25 protein-coding genes are annotated in these 20,977 nt (G+C 38.1%); 12 read left to right on the top strand and 13 right to left on the bottom strand.

The features are described from left to right. Positions 1–224 precede the first annotated feature (224 nt). Positions 225–851, top strand: a complete 627-nt coding sequence (upp, locus tag BTO23_RS01435) for a uracil phosphoribosyltransferase (protein WP_060991633.1) — start codon at positions 225–227, stop codon at positions 849–851. 120 nt (positions 852–971) lie between these two features. Here the strand turns inward: upp and BTO23_RS01440 are convergent, their stop codons facing one another. After that, the gene (locus BTO23_RS01440; protein ID WP_105062851.1) at positions 972–2,222 is read right to left on the bottom strand and encodes a uracil-xanthine permease family protein; all 1,251 of its coding nucleotides are present in this window, start codon (positions 2,220–2,222) and stop codon (positions 972–974) included. Positions 2,223–2,428: 206 nt separating this feature from the next. Between BTO23_RS01440 and BTO23_RS01445 the strand changes: the two genes are divergently transcribed. Next, on the top strand, positions 2,429–3,589 hold the full coding sequence (locus BTO23_RS01445) for a DUF2066 domain-containing protein (RefSeq protein WP_061036566.1): 1,161 nt from the start codon (positions 2,429–2,431) through the stop codon (positions 3,587–3,589). Positions 3,590–3,641: 52 nt separating this feature from the next. On the opposite strand, the gene BTO23_RS01450 is transcribed toward BTO23_RS01445, so the two are convergent. From BTO23_RS01450 to bepA, 3 genes are read right to left on the bottom strand one after another with little or no spacing between them, the layout of a single operon-like run. Continuing rightward, positions 3,642–4,076, bottom strand: coding sequence for a DUF2069 domain-containing protein (locus tag BTO23_RS01450; protein ID WP_060991631.1), 435 nt, complete (start codon positions 4,074–4,076; stop codon positions 3,642–3,644). A gap of 20 nt (positions 4,077–4,096) precedes the next feature. Continuing rightward, positions 4,097–4,447: an arsenate reductase (glutaredoxin) gene (arsC, locus tag BTO23_RS01455; protein ID WP_061030217.1), complete on the bottom strand. Its 351-nt coding sequence runs from the start codon at positions 4,445–4,447 to the stop codon at positions 4,097–4,099. 15 nt (positions 4,448–4,462) lie between these two features. Further along, positions 4,463–5,917 (bottom strand): beta-barrel assembly-enhancing protease, encoded by a 1,455-nt coding sequence (bepA, locus tag BTO23_RS01460; RefSeq protein ID WP_060991629.1) that lies wholly within the window; start codon positions 5,915–5,917, stop codon positions 4,463–4,465. Positions 5,918–6,078: 161 nt separating this feature from the next. Here bepA and BTO23_RS01465 point away from each other — a divergent pair, with 161 nt between their 5' ends. Both BTO23_RS01465 and BTO23_RS01470 read left to right on the top strand, forming a co-directional pair. Next, a complete protein-coding gene (locus BTO23_RS01465; RefSeq protein WP_060991628.1) occupies positions 6,079–6,300 on the top strand; it encodes a sulfurtransferase TusA family protein in 222 nt (73 codons plus the stop codon). A gap of 8 nt (positions 6,301–6,308) precedes the next feature. Beyond that, entirely contained in the window at positions 6,309–7,376 is a 1,068-nt protein-coding gene (locus BTO23_RS01470; RefSeq protein WP_061036569.1) for an AI-2E family transporter, read from the top strand. A gap of 89 nt (positions 7,377–7,465) precedes the next feature. On the opposite strand, the gene bcp is transcribed toward BTO23_RS01470, so the two are convergent. Both bcp and BTO23_RS01480 read right to left on the bottom strand, forming a co-directional pair. Next, positions 7,466–7,933 carry a thioredoxin-dependent thiol peroxidase gene (gene bcp, locus BTO23_RS01475; RefSeq protein ID WP_170066718.1) on the bottom strand — a complete coding sequence of 156 codons (468 nt, stop codon included), beginning with the start codon at positions 7,931–7,933 and terminating at the stop codon, positions 7,466–7,468. 32 nt (positions 7,934–7,965) lie between these two features. Then, on the bottom strand, positions 7,966–8,499 hold the full coding sequence (locus BTO23_RS01480; RefSeq protein WP_060991625.1) for a glycine cleavage system transcriptional repressor: 534 nt from the start codon (positions 8,497–8,499) through the stop codon (positions 7,966–7,968). 274 nt (positions 8,500–8,773) lie between these two features. Between BTO23_RS01480 and dapA the strand changes: the two genes are divergently transcribed. Both dapA and bamC read left to right on the top strand, forming a co-directional pair. Next, complete coding sequence (dapA, locus tag BTO23_RS01485; RefSeq protein ID WP_061036570.1) at positions 8,774–9,655, top strand: 4-hydroxy-tetrahydrodipicolinate synthase; 882 nt, start codon at positions 8,774–8,776, stop codon at positions 9,653–9,655. Between the two features lie 11 nt (positions 9,656–9,666). Continuing rightward, on the top strand, positions 9,667–10,719 hold the full coding sequence (bamC, locus tag BTO23_RS01490; RefSeq protein ID WP_105062852.1) for an outer membrane protein assembly factor BamC: 1,053 nt from the start codon (positions 9,667–9,669) through the stop codon (positions 10,717–10,719). Positions 10,720–10,770: 51 nt separating this feature from the next. Here the strand turns inward: bamC and BTO23_RS01495 are convergent, their stop codons facing one another. From BTO23_RS01495 to BTO23_RS01510, 4 genes are read right to left on the bottom strand one after another with little or no spacing between them, the layout of a single operon-like run. Then, positions 10,771–10,986, bottom strand: coding sequence for a DUF2897 family protein (locus tag BTO23_RS01495; RefSeq protein ID WP_105062853.1), 216 nt, complete (start codon positions 10,984–10,986; stop codon positions 10,771–10,773). A 2-nt stretch (positions 10,987–10,988) separates the two neighbouring features. Next, complete coding sequence (locus BTO23_RS01500) at positions 10,989–11,657, bottom strand: M15 family metallopeptidase (protein ID WP_060991621.1); 669 nt, start codon at positions 11,655–11,657, stop codon at positions 10,989–10,991. Positions 11,658–11,714: 57 nt separating this feature from the next. Further along, complete coding sequence (dapE, locus tag BTO23_RS01505; protein WP_105062854.1) at positions 11,715–12,848, bottom strand: succinyl-diaminopimelate desuccinylase; 1,134 nt, start codon at positions 12,846–12,848, stop codon at positions 11,715–11,717. Between the two features lie 48 nt (positions 12,849–12,896). Next, complete coding sequence (locus BTO23_RS01510; RefSeq protein ID WP_060991843.1) at positions 12,897–13,244, bottom strand: ArsC family reductase; 348 nt, start codon at positions 13,242–13,244, stop codon at positions 12,897–12,899. A gap of 190 nt (positions 13,245–13,434) precedes the next feature. Between BTO23_RS01510 and BTO23_RS01515 the strand changes: the two genes are divergently transcribed. Both BTO23_RS01515 and BTO23_RS01520 read left to right on the top strand, forming a co-directional pair. After that, entirely contained in the window at positions 13,435–13,719 is a 285-nt protein-coding gene (locus BTO23_RS01515; protein ID WP_105062856.1) for a type VI secretion system PAAR protein, read from the top strand. A gap of 165 nt (positions 13,720–13,884) precedes the next feature. After that, on the top strand, positions 13,885–14,166 hold the full coding sequence (locus tag BTO23_RS01520) for a winged helix-turn-helix domain-containing protein (protein WP_060991618.1): 282 nt from the start codon (positions 13,885–13,887) through the stop codon (positions 14,164–14,166). Between the two features lie 84 nt (positions 14,167–14,250). On the opposite strand, the gene BTO23_RS01525 is transcribed toward BTO23_RS01520, so the two are convergent. The 3 genes from BTO23_RS01525 to narQ are packed head-to-tail and all read right to left on the bottom strand — an operon-like array spanning position 14,251 to position 16,908. Then, entirely contained in the window at positions 14,251–14,580 is a 330-nt protein-coding gene (locus BTO23_RS01525) for a DUF4156 domain-containing protein (protein WP_060991617.1), read from the bottom strand. Between the two features lies 1 nt (position 14,581). After that, a complete protein-coding gene (locus BTO23_RS01530) occupies positions 14,582–15,193 on the bottom strand; it encodes a response regulator (RefSeq protein ID WP_060991616.1) in 612 nt (203 codons plus the stop codon). A 23-nt stretch (positions 15,194–15,216) separates the two neighbouring features. After that, positions 15,217–16,908 carry a nitrate/nitrite two-component system sensor histidine kinase NarQ gene (narQ, locus tag BTO23_RS01535; protein ID WP_061003036.1) on the bottom strand — a complete coding sequence of 564 codons (1,692 nt, stop codon included), beginning with the start codon at positions 16,906–16,908 and terminating at the stop codon, positions 15,217–15,219. 188 nt (positions 16,909–17,096) lie between these two features. On the opposite strand from narQ, the gene napF reads away from it, so the two are divergent. The 4 genes from napF (at position 17,097) to BTO23_RS01555 (ending at position 20,950) form a co-directional block, all read left to right on the top strand. Next, positions 17,097–17,615 (top strand): ferredoxin-type protein NapF, encoded by a 519-nt coding sequence (gene napF, locus BTO23_RS01540; protein ID WP_060991614.1) that lies wholly within the window; start codon positions 17,097–17,099, stop codon positions 17,613–17,615. Then, the gene (locus tag BTO23_RS01545) at positions 17,615–17,899 is read left to right on the top strand and encodes a chaperone NapD (protein WP_060991613.1); all 285 of its coding nucleotides are present in this window, start codon (positions 17,615–17,617) and stop codon (positions 17,897–17,899) included. The genes napF and BTO23_RS01545 overlap by 1 nt, the downstream gene beginning before the upstream one ends. Next, positions 17,896–20,385 carry a periplasmic nitrate reductase subunit alpha gene (napA, locus tag BTO23_RS01550; protein WP_060991612.1) on the top strand — a complete coding sequence of 830 codons (2,490 nt, stop codon included), beginning with the start codon at positions 17,896–17,898 and terminating at the stop codon, positions 20,383–20,385. Before BTO23_RS01545 ends, napA begins: the two co-directional genes overlap by 4 nt. A 76-nt stretch (positions 20,386–20,461) precedes the next feature. Continuing rightward, complete coding sequence (locus tag BTO23_RS01555; RefSeq protein WP_060991611.1) at positions 20,462–20,950, top strand: nitrate reductase cytochrome c-type subunit; 489 nt, start codon at positions 20,462–20,464, stop codon at positions 20,948–20,950. The last annotated feature ends 27 nt before the right edge of the window (positions 20,951–20,977 follow it).

Below are 20,977 nucleotides of genomic sequence, written 5' to 3' on the forward strand. Positions count from 1 at the left end.
GAGGTGTCCTCGCCATAGGTTGGATTTCAAAAATCCGCGCCATTCTAACAGCACAATGTGAAAAGGGAAACGTTTGCGTAAGGAAAATTGCATAAATTTTGTAATAAAAAATAATAAATTCGGTAAACAACTTCTAGGGCAGTAATTTATTTTACGATAACGCCATTTTTCAATGAAAAAATATGTATAATTAGAAGGTTTGATTAATGTATCTGGAGTCAGAAATGAAAGTTGTTGAAGTAAAACATCCGCTAATAAAACATAAAATTGGTTTAATGCGTGAAGGCGATATCAGTACTAAACGTTTTCGTGAATTAGCAACAGAAGTAGGTAGCCTACTTACTTATGAAGCAACATCAGATTTTGAAACAGAAAAAGTAACTATCAACGGCTGGAATGGCCCAGTTGAAGTTGACCAAATTAAAGGTAAAAAAGTAACAGTAGTGCCAATCTTACGTGCAGGTCTTGGTATGATGGATGGTGTTCTTGAACATATTCCAAGTGCGCGTATCAGTGTTGTTGGTGTTTATCGTGATGAAGAAACACTAGAGCCAGTACCATACTTTAATAAGTTGGCGTCTAACATTGATGAGCGTATTGCTCTTGTTGTGGATCCAATGCTTGCTACTGGTGGTTCAATGATCGCAACTCTAGACCTTCTAAAAGAAAATGGCTGTAAGCACTTTAAAGTACTTGTACTTGTTGCTGCTCCTGAAGGTATTGAAGCACTAGAAAAAGCACACCCAGACGTAGAGCTTTATACTGCTGCTATTGATGAGAAGCTAAATGACAAGGGTTACATTGTACCTGGTCTTGGCGATGCTGGTGATAAGATCTTTGGTACTAAATAATTTTAGTTACTTAAGTTAAGAATTAAAAAAGGCTTGATGCATTAATCATCAAGCCTTTTTCTTACTTAGAACTTAGAACTTAGAACTTAGAACTTAGAACTTAGAACTTAGAACTTAGAACTATTTATCCTCTTCCATTTGAGCATTATCAACAACATGGCTTTCACCTAAGTCATCAGGAAGAATTAAATTAAGAGCAATAGCTACAATTCCACAAAGACTTACGCCTTGTAAGTTAAAGTCACCAATACCTACAGCCATACCGCCAATACCAAAGACTAAAGTTACGCCAACGATTGTTAGATTACGTGCTTTATGTAAATCAACTTGGTTTTTAATCAGTGTATTTAGACCTACCGTAGCGATAGAACCAAAGAGTAAGATCATGATGCCACCCATAACCGGAACAGGGATGGTTTGTAGCATAGCGCCTAATTTTCCAACTAGAGCAAGAACAATGGCGCATACAGCAGCCCATGTCATGATCACTGGGTTAAATGCTTTTGTTAGCATTACTGCGCCCGTTACTTCACTGTAAGTTGTGTTCGGTGGCGCGCCGATAAGAGATGCTGCCATTGTTGCAATACCGTCACCTGTAATCGTGCGATGTAGGCCAGGCTTTTTCAGATAATCTTTACCGGTAACGTTTGAAATCGCTAACATATCACCGACATGTTCAACTGCTGGGGCGATAGCTACTGGGATCATAAATAATATCGCATTGATATTAAATTCAGGATAAGTGAAATTAGGTAGGGCAAACCAAGCTGCTTGGTGTACAGGCGTAAAGTCGACGATACCAAACATTAAACTTAATGAATAACCAACAATAATACCTGAAAGGATCGGTAATAATTTAAAGAAACCTTTAGAGAAAACACTTACACCAATTGTAGTAAATAATGAGGCAGCGGCAATCCAAAAAGCAAGTTGTCCGTCAACGAGTTGATAAGCTCCATCACCAGTCTTTCCTAACGCCATATTCACAGCTGTAGGAGCTAAACCTAAACCAATTACCATAATTACTGGGCCAACAACCACAGGAGGTAATAATTTATGAATAAACGCGACACCTCTAACTTTAATTACCGCGCCTAATGCAACATACACTAACCCTGCGACCATTAATCCGCCCATGGTAGTTGGAATACCCCATGTTTGAGTTCCGTAGATAATTGGAGCGATAAAAGCGAAAGAAGAAGCGAGGAAGATAGGAACAGAGCGACGAGTAACTAATTGAAAGAGAAGAGTACCAATACCAGCACCAAAAAGAGCCACGTTAGGGTCTAAGCCAGTAAGAAGAGGAACGAGGACAAGGGCACCAAATGCAACAAACAGCATCTGAAAACCTTGGAATAAATTGTATAGCATTTCCATTTCCAGTAATGAATTTGAGGGATTCTATCATTATTCAATCAATAAATATCTTGATTTCGCTCGTGAAAAAATAAAACTTTTTCCGAAAGTATTACTCTAATAGCTTGAAAGTTAGATCTGAGTCAATTCGAATCCTTGCTGAATAATAGGATAGCCCTTATTATCGGCGGTAAATTATAAAAGTAATTATAGGTTGTTTGATGTTACGTATCTTGTGTTTATTAATGTGTATGATTGCTGGCCCTGTTTTTGCGCAGCAGCAAACGGATCTTTATCATACCGAAGTGCAATTAACGGATGCTAAAAAAGCAGAAAGCTTAGCCAAAGAAGAAGGCTTAGTGAATGTATTGATCAAAGTTTCAGGTCAACAGGCAATTGCTGAGAATGAGGTGATAAAAAAAGCGCTCACACGAAGTGATCGCTACGTAACTCAAATGAGCTTTGTTGAATATGATAATGCCCCTCGTGGTATGAAGTTAGGTTATAACTCAAGTATGGTTCTAAACTTGTTAACGCAAGCAGAGCAGAGTATTTGGGAGACTCCGCGTAAACCCGTATTAGTTTGGGTCGTTAATGAATATAATTATCAGAGAAGCGTCATTTGGGAACAATCAAACAACTCATTAATCACTCGTATTAAGAATGCTGCAAATGAACGTGGTTTACCTGTTATGTTTCCTGTGGGAGATTTTGATGATGTAACATCTATCGAAATTCCAGACTTGTGGGGCAATTTTAAAAAGCCAATTGCAGATGCGAGTGAGCGTTATAACCCTCAAGCTATCTTGGTGGTTAAAGTTCGTGGTAATAGTTCAAGTTGGACGTTGTTTGATACGACCCCTCAATTCCTTGCAACGACATCGAAAAAACCAATTGAAGGCAGATCATCAGGTGCTGTTCAATTAGCTGATATGGTTAACGAGGTCAGTGATTATTTTGCTCAAACCTATACGAAAAATTTAGGTGCTGTTGCTAGTGATTCTGAAGTTGTATCGATTAAAGGTATCCATACAACAAGAGCTTTTTTCACTTTAGAGAAGTTATTAAAGCAAATGAACTCAGTTGCTAGTGTTCAAGTTGAGACAATTCAAGGTGATAAAGTTACTTATACATTAAGTTTATTAGGTGACTATCAACAATTTAATGATGAATTATTAAGTAAAAATACTCGTATATCATTAGTGCCTGAAGAACCTATCGTTAATGAGGACATCAGTTCTGAATTAACCACAGAAGTAACGAAAGATACAGCAGAGCCTGAACTTAAAGAAGAGGCGCCTATCGTAGAAGAGAGTGCTTTGAACGATGAGTTAGAAGTTAAACAACCTGTGATTCATCAGTATCAATTAAGCGCAAATTAATCGATTTCAGCTAAATAAAAGGTGACTCTAGGGTCACCTTTTTTATGTTTAATTATTCACCTTCAGTGAATTTTGCTTTTTCTATTTTTTCAACTTCAGATAAACGTTTCAGTTTTAATCCGAGTTCTTTTCCTCGAAGACGAGCGTAATAGATATTACCTACAAATGCACCAGTAGTAAGAATTACCTCAATCAGTGCAAAGTATCGTTCGCCTTCATCAAGCCAAAGAATGGTTAAACCATGTAAAAAATAAAACATTAAAATAAAGTTAGCCCAAGCATGGGTGTAAGGCTTACCTTGAATTATGCCTTTTAAAGGAAAAAGCATCGGAATAACCCATGCCACTGTCACGCCATAAGGATTGATTAATGGGTGAGGAGAGAACGTACTATGCCAAAGGGTAATAAAAGTAAGTAGTGCTAAATTACAAAACAAAGCAAGTAAACGATAGCGCTTCGTCTCTGCGCTCATTTCAACTGAATCCATGTCATTTCCTTTGTATTGTTCTATAAAATTTCTAACACCTGTTCTGGTGGGCGTCCCATTTTAGCTTTGTTGTTGTTAACAACTATTGGGCGTTCGATCAGTTTTGGTGTTAATGTCATTGCTTCAAATAACTGTTCGTCAGTCACCGTGTTATCGCCTAGATTTTGTTCTTTATATTCCGCTTCCTTTGTTCTCATCATGTCTCGAACAGAAGTAAAGCCCAATTGAGAATATAATGTTTTTAATTCATCAATATTTGGTGTTTCTTCTAGGTATTTAACCACGTTTGGAGTAATCCCTTTTTCTTCCAGTAGGGCTAGAGTTTCTCGACTTTTTGAACAACGAGGGTTGTGATAAATAATAACAGACATATTTTTTCCTTTTGATTATAAGGCGCTAAAACGCTCTCGTGATAGACGAAGCTGATCGATTCTTGCGTCGTACCTTGCTTGGTCTAAACTTCCAAACTCAACCAGTTGACTTGCTTGAGTATAATTACTTAGGGCTTTATTCCACATTCCTTTTAACGCATACACTTCAGCTCTTGCTGCTAATTCACCATTAGTGCTGCCATTGTCATGATAAGCTTTAGAAAGTAATTGCCATCCCGTTGGGTCATCTGGGTAATCATGGGTATAACGCTGTAAAACACGCACGGCTTCTGCCGGCTTATTGGATTCAGAAAGTGCGTGAGCATAGTTAATGGTTAATACAGGGTTATTTGGTAATTGTACTAACCCATCTTTTAAGCGTTTAATCGCTTGCTGATTTTTCTTGGTGTACAGATCTAAATCGGTAGCCGCATCAATATAAAACGTATTAAGGGGATCGTTTCTTAATAGCTCATCCATGATAGGTTGTGCTTTATCGTATTGTTTTGAATCAATATAGACTAATGCTTTGCCGTAATTCAGTGCTTGTTTAACATCGTTATTATGAGTTTTTGATTTGCGTGAAAACCAATCTAGAGCGGCGTTACTATCAATACCAGCAAAGCGTGCAACAATACGAGAACGTGCAAGGTGATAGCGTAATGAGGTATTTACTCGGCGCATTGGATATTGTTGCGCTCTTTCTCTACTGTCGGTTATACGAGAGGTTGGTAATGGGTGAGTGAGTAACATGGGTGGTGGTGTACTTGCATAGCGATATTGATCGGCTAAACGAGAGAAAAATCGAGGCATAGCTGAAACATCAAAGCCTGATTTAGCTAAAGTATCAATTCCAAATCTATCTGCTTCTTTTTCATTACTACGAGTATAGTTAATCGAACTTTGCATAGCACCAGCAGTGGTCGCATGAATTGCCGCTATTCCGGCTTCTGGAGCCGCTATTGCTAATAATAAAGAGCCAATAAGTGCAGCGACTGTAGCGGGTGAACGTCTTGCTTGATCTTCCATACTACGAGCCAAGTGGCGTTGAGTTATATGTGCAATTTCGTGAGCCACAACAGAGGCTAATTCACTCTCTGATTGTGCGTATAAAAAAAGGCCAGAATGAAGAGCTACGTAACCGCCAAAAAAAGCAAAGGCGTTAATTTCTCTGTTATTGATTAAGAAAAAATGGAAAGGGGTTTTTACATCACTCGCATTTGCGACTAATCGATGGCCTAGGGCTTGAACATATTCAGCTAAAACGGGATCATTAATAACAGGCTGACTTGCTCGAAGCATGCGCATATACGCATCACCATAGATTAATTCTTGATCAATCGTTAGTGTCGATGCTGCCGTTGTACCTATATCCGGTAAATTTAAATCGTTGTTTGCATAAACAGGAAGAGTACTTGTCAATAATGAGGTGATCAGTAAACAACTGGCCAGTTTTTTTAATTTGAACATGTCGTTTTTACAAATCCTTTTCAATAACATTCTCTTATGGAGAGATAATAACGTAATCTGGATGAATAAGAGCACCAAATTTAGAATTGGTTTCTTTTTTGTCGTAATTATGTGATTTATACTCTTTCAATTGAAATCTATCATATCTATAGAGTCGCTGAATGGAAACCAGAAGGTTAGATTTATCACAACATCGTTGCCCAATGTCGCTATTATTAGCAAAACGAACCAGTAAATCGTTAGCTAAAAATGAAATGTTACAAATCAAAGTCGTCGACAAAGCGTCTTTAAGCGATATGATGTCATACTTCGAACAGCATCTATTTGATATTCAATTAGAGCATGCTGACACCTGCTCGCTTTTAACCATCATAAAGAAGTAGAACTTAATATGTTAGATATGGTTACACAGTGGTATAAACGCCGCTTCTCAGATCCTCATGCCGTTAGCCTTGTTGCGATTCTTATCGTTGGCTTTATCACGATCTACTTTTTTGGTCATTTAATTGCCCCATTATTGGTGGCGATAGTCTTAGCATATCTACTTGAATGGCCTGTGGTCAAATTGAGTAAATTAGGCATACCAAGAACACTGTCAGTTATGCTCGTTATTATTTTATTTATTAGCGTTATGTTAATGGCTGTTTTTGGCTTAGTTCCTACTATTTGGAATCAAGTTGGTAATTTAATTAATGATGTACCATCGATGTTTAATGGATTACATAGCTTATTATCTAGTCTTCCAGGACGTTACCCTGAGCTGATCCAACCTCAATCTATTGATACTTTATTAGAAACCATTCGCGGTAAAGTGCTTGGAATGGGAGAGACAATGGTAAAAGGATCTCTTTCGTCATTAGTGAGCCTTGCCGCTTTAGGTGTATATCTTATTCTTGTGCCTCTACTTGTTTTCTTTTTATTAAAAGATAAAGAAGAGATGGTAGGGACAATGAGTAATATCTTGCCAAAGAATCGTCGTTTAGCGACAAAAGTATGGGTTGAGATGAATGAACAGATCAGTAATTACATTCGAGGAAAGGTGGTCGAAATTCTGATTGTCGGTGGTGTTAGTTACATTACCTTCTTTATTATGGATTTACGCTATGCTTTATTGTTAGCAGTTATGGTTGGTTTTTCTGTATTAATCCCTTATATTGGAGCAGCAGCAGTCACGGTTCCTATTGCCATCGTAGCTTTATTTCAATGGGGATTAACTCCTGATTTTTATTGGTTGATAGTCGCTTATGGGATTATTCAAGCACTAGATGGGAACGTTTTAGTGCCTGTGCTTTTTTCCGAAGCGGTTAATCTTCACCCTGTAGCTATTATTGTGTCGGTATTAGTGTTTGGTGGGTTATGGGGATTCTGGGGAGTATTCTTTGCTATTCCGTTAGCAACATTAGTTAAGGCTGTATGGAAAGCGCTTCCTGCAACAGATGAAGTGTTTAATAAAGCATAAAGTTGGAATTGAAGAAATAAAAAGGCGGTGCTTTTAATAAGCACCGCCTTTTTATTGTGAGCTTTTAAAACGATTATTTCTCGTTTAGCTTATTTATTGTTTAAATAGTCCAATACCACTTCATGGTGAGTCTTTGTTTTGAATTTATTGAAGACGTGCTCAATAACACCTTCTTCATTAATTAAGAAGCTAATACGGTGTAGTCCATCGTAAGTTTTACCCATGAATTTCTTCTCTCCCCAGACACCAAAAGCATCGGCAGCAGCATGATCTTCATCTGATAATAATGTGAAGTTTAACTCGTCACGTTCAATGAACTTACCTAAACGTTTTACAGGGTCAATACTAACACCAAGAGTGATGACGTTATGGGTATCTAATTCAGCTTTAATATCACGAAGCCCTTGAGCTTGGACGGTACAACCCGGAGTCATGGCTTTTGGGTAGAAATAGAATAAAACTTTTTTACCTTTTAAATCAAAAAGAGAAATAGACTCTCCATTTTGATCAAGAAGTGAAACATTTGGTGCAGGAGTTCCTGCTTCTAGTGGCGTGATCATGACATTTCCTTTTGAATTACTTTTTATTATTAGAGTGAGCTTTTATAAAAATTAATTTTACCGCTGACGCTTAATGAGGCGCATAACGCTTCAAATTCTTCTTGGATCTCCATTATATGGCACTCTTGGAAGATCTCTGCGGTAATTTGAATTTGAAAAGTATTTTGGTTTTCTCGCTTTTTAAGAGTTTGAGCACTTAGTGTTTTTAAATCAATGTCGCGGTTCGCTAAGAAGTCAGTAAATTTTTCCGTTAAACCTGGGCGATCTTCTGACTCAACGAACGCATCAATCGTATAGAAAATATCTTTCTCTTGATGAGGGGAGGTTCGTTTCATCATGGTCGTCAAATCGTGCTGTTGCCCGAGTAAAGGTAAGGTATTTTCAATACGAGAAATCGCGTTCGCTGTGCCAGACAACAACATGATTAATGTGAACTCATTACCAAATGAGGCGATACGGCTATCTACGATATTGCAGCTTGACTCAGTGACAAGGCGAGTCACCTTATTAGAGATACCTGGTCTGTCTGTACCGACCGCGGTAATTACAAGGTATTGAGGCATAAAAAACTCGTTGTTGAAAAAGATAACCCAATACTAACACGCAAGTGATTGTGTGATAAGCAAGCAATAGTGAACAATCGTCAAAAAAAAGACTCTACAACATAGGCTCTTATGTAATATCCTTGAGATATATTGAGTGAATGATTTTGCTCATTGCATAAGAAGATGAAAACCAGATAACACATCATGGTCAAGGACGATGACTCTTTGCAATGATATTAATGAATAACAAAATTAGTTTACACGTTCAGGCTAAGATAAAAGGGAGAAGGATATGTTCTCAGGTAGCATTGTCGCATTAGTAACACCATTAGATACTGATGGTGAAGTAGATTACACCAGCTTAAAAAACCTTGTTGATTATCATATTGATGCCGGTACAAATGGCATCGTTGCTGTAGGTACAACGGGAGAGTCAGCGACATTAAGTGTAGAAGAGCATGTCAAGCTAGTCATGAAAACCCTTGAGTTTGCTGATGGCCGTATCCCTGTGATCGCAGGTACAGGTGCAAATGCAACTCATGAAGCGGTTACTTTTAGTAAATTATTTAGAGATTCAGGTGTTGCTGGTTGCCTTAGTGTAACTCCGTATTACAACAAACCAACGCAAGAAGGTTTGTATCTGCATTATAAAGCGATCTCTGAATCAACTGATGTTCCTCAAATTCTTTATAATGTACCTGGTCGTACTGCGGTTGATCTATTGCCAGAAACGGTTGCTCGTTTGTCTGAGCTTGAGAACATTGTTGCATTAAAAGATGCGACGGCTGATTTAGACAGAATTGCAATTACTCGTGAACTTTGTGGTGATAACTTTATCCAACTGAGCGGTGATGATGCAACGGCACTTGATTTTGTTAAATTAGGTGGCCACGGTGTTATTTCGGTAACTGCAAACGTAGCAGCAAAAGATATGGCAACAATGTTTGCATTAGCAGCCCAAGGTAAGTTTGAAGAAGCTGACATTATTAACCAACGTTTAATGCCGTTACATAATGATTTGTTTGTTGAAGCAAATCCAATGCCTGTAAAATGGGCAACTCATCGTTTAGGTATGATTACTCACCCCGATATTCGTTTACCATTAACCGAATTAAGCCTTTCTGCACAACCTGTTGTTGAGCAAGCTTTAATTCGCGCTGGTGTGTTGAAGTAATAGGATTGAAAATGAAAGTGAACACTCGCTTTGTTGTTGGATCATTGATGATTGCTGTTTTATCAGCGTGTTCAAGCAGTCCAACAGAGCGTCGCCAAGCTAAGCAAGATTTTAAGTATTTAGATACGCCGCCGCTCGTTGAGTGGAAGCAACCTGCCGATGCTAAACCTGAATTTTACCCTCAATATGATATCCCTCAAGGAGAGTTTATAGGTGGTATTGGTAAAGATGTGGATATTCGTCCACCTCAACAGGTTCTTGAACTTATTCCTGGAGCTCGATTTGAAGAGTTAAATGGAGAGGTGACGGTTTGGCTGATTAAGGAAGAAGACGTCGATAAGCTTTGGCAAACCGTGTTAACTTTAATTGAAAAACGCGATATTGGTTTAAAAACGCAAACTGATTCTGAATTAGAAACGGATTGGATTACGTGGAACTCTGAAGATGAAGATCATGAGTTTGGTGCGCGTTATAAGCTTAATAAGCTAAGTCAAAACAACCGTTCTGGTTTTCAAATATCTCTGATTGATTGGCAGGTAGATGGTAAGCAAACGGAAGTGACTTTAGCGAATAAAGCACGTTATAACATTTTGATGACAAATTTAGTAACGTCTGCTTATGATGCTCAATTGCGTGAAGAAGCTCGTATTCGTGCTGAAGAATTAGTGAAGCGTATTCCAATCTCAATGGGACAAGATAGAAGCGGACTGCCGGTTATTATTGCCCGTGCACCTTATAATATTTTCTGGGAACGTCTTGGTGAATTATTACCAATGATGGGGTTAACTATTGAAGATAGAAACCGCTCTCAAGGAACGATTAAGGTCAAGTATAAAGAACCTGATGATGAGTTCTGGCAAGAAATTGGTACTAAGCCACTTTCTTTCGAAGGCAGTACTTATAACTTATTATTGGGTGACTTAGGTAACCGAACGTCTATCAACGTTACTGATGCTGCAGGGAAACCTGTCAATGAAGCAACACTTGACTCTGTTGTTCCTGTTTTAGCTGCAATGATTGAAAAATCAAATAATGCACCTAAAGTAGAAGCGGAAGAAGAGTAAAATTCAGCGTTAAGTTAACAGCGCTTATTTTAATAATTAAAGGCGTTCACATTAGTGAACGTCTTTTTTTTCTGTTGTTATATTTTCTTTGCTTGAGAGTTCGATTGAGTTATCGCTTTCAAGTGATTCATGTTCATTTTCTTGCATGTAAGGTTTTTTCTTTGATTTAAACTTCATATTCGCTGTTGCTTTTAGGGCTGCAAGGTTGCCAATTACAACACTTAAAACGATGACGATAATAACCCAAGGGTTCATTAACCATTCCATTGTTATTCCTTATTAATATTAGTAATGTAGCGAACAAATAGCGTATCAATGTGTTTAATAATAGTTTCTTTTCCCGCTAATTCGACATTTTCCCATGCATTTAAAAGTACATCGGGCGTTAATTCTGCCATAAATAACGAACTTTGATCTTTATGACTTAAATGCCAAGGTTCAATAGCTACGCCTTTTCTGTCTACTTTATAAGGAAAAAAGAAACCATGCTTATGTGCATTTTCTTGTAGCCATGTGCTAAAGGGAGCTTGATGGCCTGTATTATATTCCCAAGGTTCTAATTGAAGTGTCGTGTTTTCAGGAAGGCTATTTGATGCATAAACATCAAGGTCTGTTCCCCAGTGGTGACGACTTCCTCCAGGGAGTGCAGACCAACGCATAATAGCGTGGATCTTATCTATTTCACTCATATTATCAGTATTAAGTGGCTGTCCATCTTCGCCTAAAATAGGGCGGGTCCCATTGAACTTATTATTCCAAATCATCAATTGACGTTCAAAATCACGGAAGCTACTTGCAATACTTAAAGTGAAACCAGAGCTAAGCGCCGCTTGTGTTAATGCATGAAAAGAAGTGATGCAATGACGATGAAGTTGACGATTAGGTGTCACAAAAGAGAGGTGTTGAGTTGAAAGACCTGTAAGTTGTGCTTTTTCCATAATTCACCACATAAAAAAGAGAGGATCGAAACCCTCTCATCATATACCCAAAAACTATTAAGCAAATAGGTTATTAAGCACTTGTTGATACATATCAGTTAGCTTTTCTAGATCATCAACCTTAACGCATTCGTTCACTTTGTGAATCGTAGCGTTAACAGGACCAAGCTCTATTACTTGAGACCCCATTTGAGCAATAAAACGCCCATCAGAAGTACCACCAGTGGTTAATAGTTGAGGTTTTTGCTGGTTAACAGTATCTACTGCATCAACAACAGCTGTTAAAAGATCACCAGTATCGGTTAAGAATGGAAGGCCATTGATAATCCAATTTAGATCATATTCTAAATCGTGTTTATTTAAGGTATCAATAACTCGTTGTTGTAGCCCTTCAACTGTAGATTCTGTACTAAAACGAAAGTTAAACATGGCTTCTACATCACCAGGTATTACGTTAGAAGCGCCAGTACCGCCGTTGATATTGGGAATTTGAAAACTGGTTGGTGGAAAGTAATTATTACCAGAATCCCATTCTGTTACTGCTAGTTCAGTTAACGCAGGCATTGCTTGATGGATAGGGTTGCGAGCTATATGTGGATAAGCAACATGACCTTGGATCCCTTTTACTGTTAAGTTTCCAGTAAGAGAGCCACGGCGACCATTTTTCACTACATCTCCAACATATTCAGTGCTTGATGGTTCACCTACAATACACATATCGATGATTTCATTTCGATCTTTTAGCGTATCAACAACACGTGTTGTTCCATTAATAAATGGACCTTCTTCATCTGATGTTATTAAAAAAGAAATCGAGCCTTTATGGTTAGGGTGTTCGGCAATAAAGCGCTCAACTGCAACAACCATACAAGCCAAAGACCCCTTCATATCTGCAGCACCACGAGCGTATAACATGCCATCAATGATTGTTGGTTCAAATGGATTTGTATTCCAATGCTCTAATGAACCTGTTGGTACAACATCGGTATGGCCAGCAAAGGTAAATAAAGGCGCTTCAGTGCCACGGCGAGCCCAAAAATTAGTGGTATCTTCAAATACCATTACTTCTATTGTAAAACCAAGTGCTTCTAGTCGTTTTATCATAAGCTCTTGGCAACCGGCATCTTCAGGGGTAACGGATTGACGGCTTAATAAATCTTTTGCAAGAGCTAACGTTGGGGTGTCTGACATGATGTATTCCTTTACTTTATCTTTAATTTGTCATCTAAATTATGAATCTTAAACGGTAAATAGAGCTTCATATTGAGCAGGTTTAAACCCTAAATGATATTCATTATTATGAATTAATACAGGGCGCTTAATCATTGCCGGCATTTCTAGTAATAATTCAATTGCACTCTCTTCATTTAGATTGTTTTTTTGTTCATCGGTTAATTGGCGATAGGTTGTGCCTCTTTTATTTACGACATTTTCCCAGCCAAGTTGTTTAACAAAAGTAGTAATCATCTCTTTATCAATACCATCAGTACGATAGTCATGGTAAGTAAAGTTGATTTTATTTGCATCTAACCATTTTTTACACTTCTTTATCGTATCGCAGTTTTTTATTCCGTAAATTGTAGTCATGACTTTCTTCATTATGTTATTAATTATTAACTCCTTTATAACGAGAATTGAACCAATACGCCAGTGTTGAGCATTATTTATCATTCTATTGATTATTATTTGAAGTGACTCGTCTTTTTCTTAAGCACATTATTTTTGTCTGTACGGAAAATATACACTTTGTTATCAGAATTAATAAAGGACGTACATGATGGGGAATGCGGTAAAAGTTGGAGATATAGGCAGTGCGCACGATGGTTTTCATCCTAGTCCAATATTGGCAGGTTCAGCGACAGTTAAAGTTGACGGTGTTCCCGCGGCAAGAAAAGGGGATCCTTTAGCTCCTCATGTGAAACCAAAACATCCACCTCATCCCCGATTTATTTCAAGCGGTTCAAGTTCTGTTTTTATTGATGGTCAGCCTGCCGCTCGCAATGGGGATAAAGTCGGATGTGGTGGAACGGTTAAAGGAGGAGGAACCGTTAATATTGGATAATGTCGTCTAGCTTATTAGTGATAGTTATGAAAATTAATTACAAAAAATGCATTTTTATGTGTTTTTTGATGGAATTGTGCGATTATTTTCGTAATTAGTTGATCAATCTCAACATCATAAATATTGAATGATTAATAATTGTTATTATTAAATCAGGAGGTATCAATGGAGTTGAATCCAGTGTTTGCCAGACGCTTATATTTGGCGTTATTGGTGCATAATTTAGAAAGACCAAATGTGCCGAAGCTTGTCGAATTAACTGGCTGGCCTCGTCGTACGATTCAAGATGTATTGAAAGCCTTACCTGGCATTGGTATTGAATTGATGTTCATTCAAGATGGACGTCGTCATAATGACGGGTATTATCGTCTGTCTGATTGGGGACCTTATGATCCTGAGTGGGTGTGTTCACGAGAAGATGAAATCGCATCAACGTTGTATCATTAAGAATCTAACAATGATGAAATTTAAATAAAAACGCCAACAAATATGTTGGCGTTTTTATTTTTATTTATTGGTATAAAGACACGATTACGGGCAAGAATAGGCAGTACCAAGTAAAGTTACTGATGTATTAAATGCCATAGGATCTTGAAGAATAACGGTATTTGCACCTAAAGTATAAGCTTCGTTTTTGATATCGTTAACCGCTGAGATCATTAACTCTTTGTTGGATATAAAAAAGAAGGTATACCAATGCCCCTCGCTACCTGTCACAGTTCCTAATTCAGAGCACTGTTTATTTCCATTGTCATTATAATGAAGAGCGACTGAACTTGAATTGTTATCTAGAGGCTGGGTTGTCGATATACAGCCACTTAATAAAAATAAGCTTAGGGTTGCGGTGAGCAATTTTTTCATATTAAGAATCCAAGTAAAGTAACGTTGCTGCAACTCGTGACTTTACATTTAGTTTTTTCAATAAACTTTTCATGTGTACTTTAACGGTAGCTTCAGAGATAAATAACTTATCAGCGACTTGTTTGTTTCGCATACCTTTAGCAACGTTCTGTAAAATCTCTAGCTCTCTTGCTGTTAGACTTGATAACTTATCGTCACCATTATGATCTTGCTCTAAACACATTTTAACTTGTTCAGAATAGGCTTTTCCGCCTCGCATTGCTTCTTTTAATAAGGCAATTAGCTCATCAGGTTCGCTGTCTTTTAATAAGTAACCATCAGCACCGGCTTTAACCAGTGTTTTGATGTCTTGTTTGTTATCTGAAACGGTTAAAATTACGATAGGGCATGTTACCCCTTCACTTCGTAGTGCGTGTAATGTATCAAGCCCCGACATGCCTTTCATATTAAGATCAAGTAAGACTAAGTCAGGCTCATCTTGAGAGATAAGAGCTACCGCATCTGTACCGTTACTTGCTTCGCCTGTTAGTGCAAATTCGTCATCAAAAGAGAGAAGTTGGCCAATACCACGACGCATTAACGGGTGATCATCAACGATAACAACATTCCACATAATTTTTACCTTCTATTTTATTTTTATTGGTTTAGTGGAAACATAACGTTCACTGTACAACCGTGTTCAAATTCAGAGGATATCGATAAAGTGCCATGAACACAGTTTGCGCGTTCTTGCATTATTCTTAATCCATAATGATTAATCTTTTCTTCTGTAGGATCAAATCCTACTCCATCGTCTTCAATGTTAATGCAGCCTTGCTCACTTTCTTGAAAACACGTAATGATAATATTATCAGCTTTTGAGTGTTTGATGGCATTTAATGTCGCTTCACGTATTAATTGCAATAAATGGACATGCTGTTGGGCATTTATTGGCAATGAAGGCAGTTCATTATTTACTCTAATATTTATACTAGTTTGCGCAGCCAGTGTCGTTGTAATTTCTTGTAAGGCCTCTCCAAAGTGAGCTTTATTGATGGTTAGCCTAAAAGTATTAAGTAACTCCCTCAATTGAGTATAGGCACTTTTAAGTCCTTCATCTAACTCTATTAATGTATTACCTGTATTTTTGCAGTCACACTTCGCAAGTTGGCGTTTTAGTAATGTAGTTTGAATTTTTAAATAAGATAAAGACTGAGCTAAAGAATCGTGCAGTTCACGAGCAATGGCCGAGCGCTCTTCTAACAATATAAGTTGGTGAGTTTGTTTTTGAGCTTGGTTATAAAAAACACCACGAGCAAGAATATTTGAAATATTAATGATCAGTTTTTGATCAGGGCAAGGAAGAGAGAATTGCCACATTAAGTAACCAAGTTGTTCTCCGTCAATGCTAAGTTCTTGCAAACTCCAAGGGGAATCATTCGCTTCGCCACTGGTAATTTCCCAATCACCACCAGATTCTTCTTCAACAATTAAACGAGCACTTGTTATGCCTTCGATGTGTACAAAGGTATCAAGAATATTTTTAAACGTTTGCTCATCTAGTTGAGATGCGGATAGTTGTTGCGAACAGTGATAAAGCGTTGTAAGTGAACGATTCGCTTGACTTAATTTTTTAGTTTTATCTTCTACTCTATTTTCTAATTCTTTGTAATTTAGATGGATTTGCTTTGCCATATGATTAAATGAATCACTTAATTGGCCTAATTCATTGTCGCTTCTTAAATCAACTTGAACAGAATAATTTCCGTTTGTCATAGCTTTACTTGCTTGTACAAGTCGGTGCAATGGCGTCACGATTTGTCTTTGAGTAAAAAAGATAATAAAGATACTTAAAAACACAATTAACGATAATCCAAGAGCCCCGATAAACGATAAAAGTTGTAACTTTCTTTCTGAGAACTCTTGTAATCGGAAAACAAAGTGATCTATTTCATCTACAAATAAAGAGACTTTATTTAGATAAATTTGCTTATTATCACTAAGTAATGCTGGCTTTAAAGAGTGCCATTGTAGACGAATATCTTGATAAGAAAGCTCAATATCATCGGGAACAAACCACTGCTCTAATGCTTGAAAAGAGGGGGATTCAATGGAGTCTGAAAATTTATTTAAATGATTTACTATTTCAGGTGAATTGCTTTCAATATCATAAGCTAATCGATAACTTTGCATACGTAATGAACCTGCAATATTGACTGCTTCAGCATCCTTTAAACTAGAAGATAGGGTAATTAAAGCCAAGCTAGTTGTAATTATGGAAATGAGAACTATCCACAACATCACTTGAGCAATTGTTTTTGTTAGAATTGAGGTTTTGGTATGTTTCATCTTTGTTAATTGTGGCCTATGATTAGTTAAAGGCAAATGATCTCTATTTTGTTGTTTTTATTTGTTTTAAAAATTGATCTAGGACAAGTGTACCCCTTGTTTAGCCATTATGGGGTATATCAATAAATATAACAAAATTTAAAATTCATCGTATAAAAATGTGAATAGACAATTGGAGTTATGAATAGATGAGTCAAGATAATGCGATTGACCATTCTAAACGTGGTCTTTTTCGTCGTTTCTCTAATAAAGAAAAAATACATCCTTTAATACAACAACGACTACCTTGGGTTGATAACGAAGCCAAATTCGTATCTCAATGTACTCAATGTGAAAAGTGTATTAAGGCGTGCGAAGAAGAAATAATTGTTAAAGGCGATGGTGGTTTTCCTATTGTCGACTTTTCAAAGGGAGAGTGCACGTTCTGTGAAGAATGCGCCAATATTTGCCCTGATAATCTATTTGATTTAACCATTGTGTCAGCTTTTTCTCATAAAATATCTATAAATGAAGGCTGCTTAGCAAAACAATCGGTTGAATGTCGTAGTTGTAGCGATATGTGTGAAACACAGGCCATTCGCTTTCAATTAGTGCTGGGGAACGTTGCTCAGCCTCAAATTAACTTAGATGTTTGTAATGGATGTGGAGGCTGCGTAGCCGCTTGCCCTACCTCTGCTATCAGCATGACACTGGAAGAGCAAAAATAATGCTAGAGAATTTGCCTGAGAATGAAGTTCATATTTCAAGTTTAGTGGTTCATGTTAAACCTGAATTTTTAAAGCAGACAAAAGAAAAAATACTGGCACTACCGAATACGGAAATCTATGGCGAAAGTGAAGAGGGCAAGTTAATTGTTGTTCTTGAAACTGAGAACCAAGGATATATCACCGATTCAATCGATAAAATAAATGACTTCGAAGGAATTCTAAATGTCGCTTTAGTTTTCCACCAAATCGAGCACTTTGATTCGCAATGTGAGGATGAATCATGAAAATGACAAGACGTGCGTTTGTTAAAGCAAACGCAGCAGCTTCGGCTGCAGCTGTTGCGGGGGTTACTTTACCTGCATCAGCAACTAATTTAATCGTTAGTTCTGACCAAACAAAAATTAAATGGGATAAAGCGCCTTGTCGTTTTTGTGGTACTGGTTGTTCTGTACTTGTAGGCACCCAAGATGGTCGCGTTGTTGCGACTCAAGGTGATCCTGAAGCGCCGGTAAACAAAGGTCTTAACTGTATTAAAGGTTACTTCCTTTCTAAAATTATGTACGGAAAAGATCGCCTTCAAACGCCAATGCTGCGTATGACTGATGGCCAATATGATAAAGAAGGTGACTTTACTCCTGTTTCTTGGGACGTAGCTTTTGACACCATGGCTGAGAAATGGAAAGCCGCTCTGAAAAAACACGGTCCAACAGGTGTTGGTATGTTTGGTTCAGGTCAGTGGACAGTAATGGAAGGCTACGCCGCCGTTAAATTGATGAAAGCGGGTTTCCGCTCAAATAACATCGATCCAAATGCTCGCCACTGCATGGCTTCTGCAGTAGGTGCGTTTATGCGTACGTTTGGTATTGATGAACCAATGGGTTGTTACGATGACTTTGAACACGCAGACTCTTTTGTTCTGTGGGGCTCAAACATGGCGGAAATGCATCCGGTACTATGGACTCGTATTTCTGATCGTCGTTTAAGTAATCCACACGTTAAAGTTAATGTGTTATCTACTTATTACCACCGCTCATTTGAGTTAGCTGATAAAGGGTACATTTTTGAACCTCAATCTGATCTTGCTATTGCTAACTTCATCGCTAACTACATCATTCAAAACGATGCAGTAAACTGGGATTTCGTAAATAAACACACGAACTTCAAGCAAGCAACGACAGACATCGGTTATGGTCTTCGTGATACTGACCCGCTACAAATGAAAGCGGAAAATCCTAACTCTGGAGCGATGAGCTCAATCAGTTTTGAGGAATATAAAGCATCAGTTGCACCATACACAGCAGAAAAAGCATCTGAAATGTCAGGTGTATCAGAAGAAGACCTGATCACATTAGCTAAGCAATACGCGGATCCAAAAACGAAAGTAATGTCTTTATGGACAATGGGTATGAACCAGCACACTCGTGGTGTTTGGATGAACAGCCTTGTCTATAACATTCACTTGTTAACGGGTAAGATTTCAACACCTGGTAACAGTCCATTCTCATTGACTGGTCAGCCTTCAGCATGTGGTACTGCTCGTGAAGTAGGTACATTCTCACATCGTCTACCTGCTGACATGGTTGTTGCTAATCCTAAGCACCGTGCAATTTCAGAAAAAATCTGGAAATTACCGGAAGGCACATTGAACGGCAAACCTGGCGCACACGCTGTTGTTCAAGATCGCATGCTTAAAGACGGTAAGATTAATGCTTACTGGGTAATGTGTAATAACAACATGCAAGCCGGTCCAAACATTAATACTGAGCGTTTACCTGGTTACCGTAATCCAGAAAACTTCATTGTATGTTCTGACCCATACCCAACAGCAACAGCTCAAGCATCAGATCTAATACTTCCTACAGCAATGTGGGTAGAAAAAGAAGGTGCTTACGGTAATGCTGAGCGTCGTACTCAAGCTTGGTACCAACAAGTTCAAGCAAAAGGTGAAGCTAAATCTGATTTATGGCAAATCATGGAATTCTCAAAACGCTTCACAGTAGAAGAAGTGTGGGGCGAAGAGCTATTAGCTAAAGCACCTGAATTCCGCGGTAAAACAATGTATGACGTACTTTACAAAAACGGTCATGTAGATGCTTTCCCATTATCAGAAGCTCAAGAACTAAATGATGATGCTAAAGCACAAGGTTTTTATGTTCAAAAAGGCTTGTTTGAGGAATATGCTAGCTTTGGTCGTGGTCATGGACATGATTTAGCACCATACGATACTTACCACCAAGTACGTGGCCTACGTTGGCCTGTTGTTGATGGTAAAGAAACATTATGGCGCTTTAAAGAAGGTTCAGATCCATACGCTAAAAAAGGCTCTGATTGGGACTTCTATGGTAAGCCTGATGGTAAAGCTTTAATTATCTCTGCACCTTATGAAGCGCCACCAGAAGTACCTGGTGATGAGTTTGATATGTGGTTATGTACAGGTCGTGTTCTTGAGCATTGGCACACAGGAACCATGACCCGTCGTGTTCCTGAGCTTTATAAAGCGGTACCAGATGCCCTTTGTTATATCCACCCTGCAGATGCGAAGAAACGTAATCTACGTCGTGGTGATGAAGTATTAATTTCTAATAAACGTGGTGAAGTTAGAGTACGTGTTGAAACTCGTGGCCGTAACCGTCCGCCTGAAGGATTGGTATTTGTACCATTCTTTGATGCTCGCATCTTAATTAACAAGTTGATTCTGGACGCAACTGATCCGCTGTCTAAACAGACGGATTACAAAAAGTGCCCAGTGAAAATCACTAAAGTTGCTTAATTAATACATTGATAAGTTACTAGTTGTTTTAGCTAGTAACTTGTTACAGAGTTTGCCTTAAGGCGGAGAAATTAGAATGAAAAAATTCATTATAGCGCTTATGTCAGCAGGACTACTGTTTGCAGGTGCAGTACAAGCAGAATCAGAACAAACTACCGAATCACCAACCACGGAATTAAATAACCCTGGTGGTATTGGTGGTGTAGAATCATTACGTGGAGCATCAGAGCTAGAAGCAACTCGTCCTGCGGATGATTTTAAACGTTTTCCTCGTGATCACGCATTAGAAAGTGATTATGTTTATCAGCCACCATTGGTACCACATACAATTCGTAACTATGAAGTATCATTGAACGCGAATAAATGTCTATCATGTCACAGCTGGAAAAACGCAAAAGAAATGGGCGCAACGAAGATCAGTGTAACGCACTATGTGAATCGTGAAGATGCTGTACTTTCAGATGTATCACCTCGTCGTTATTTCTGTCTACAATGTCATGTCCCTCAAGCTGATGCTAAACCGTTAGTTGAGAATGAATTTGAACGTGTGGACTCATTGCGCTAGTTGATAGCCAATACCGTTAAGAGAGGC

Origin of the sequence: Aliivibrio sifiae (assembly GCF_002954715.1) — a bacterium.
Lineage (GTDB): Bacteria > Pseudomonadota > Gammaproteobacteria > Enterobacterales > Vibrionaceae > Aliivibrio > Aliivibrio sifiae.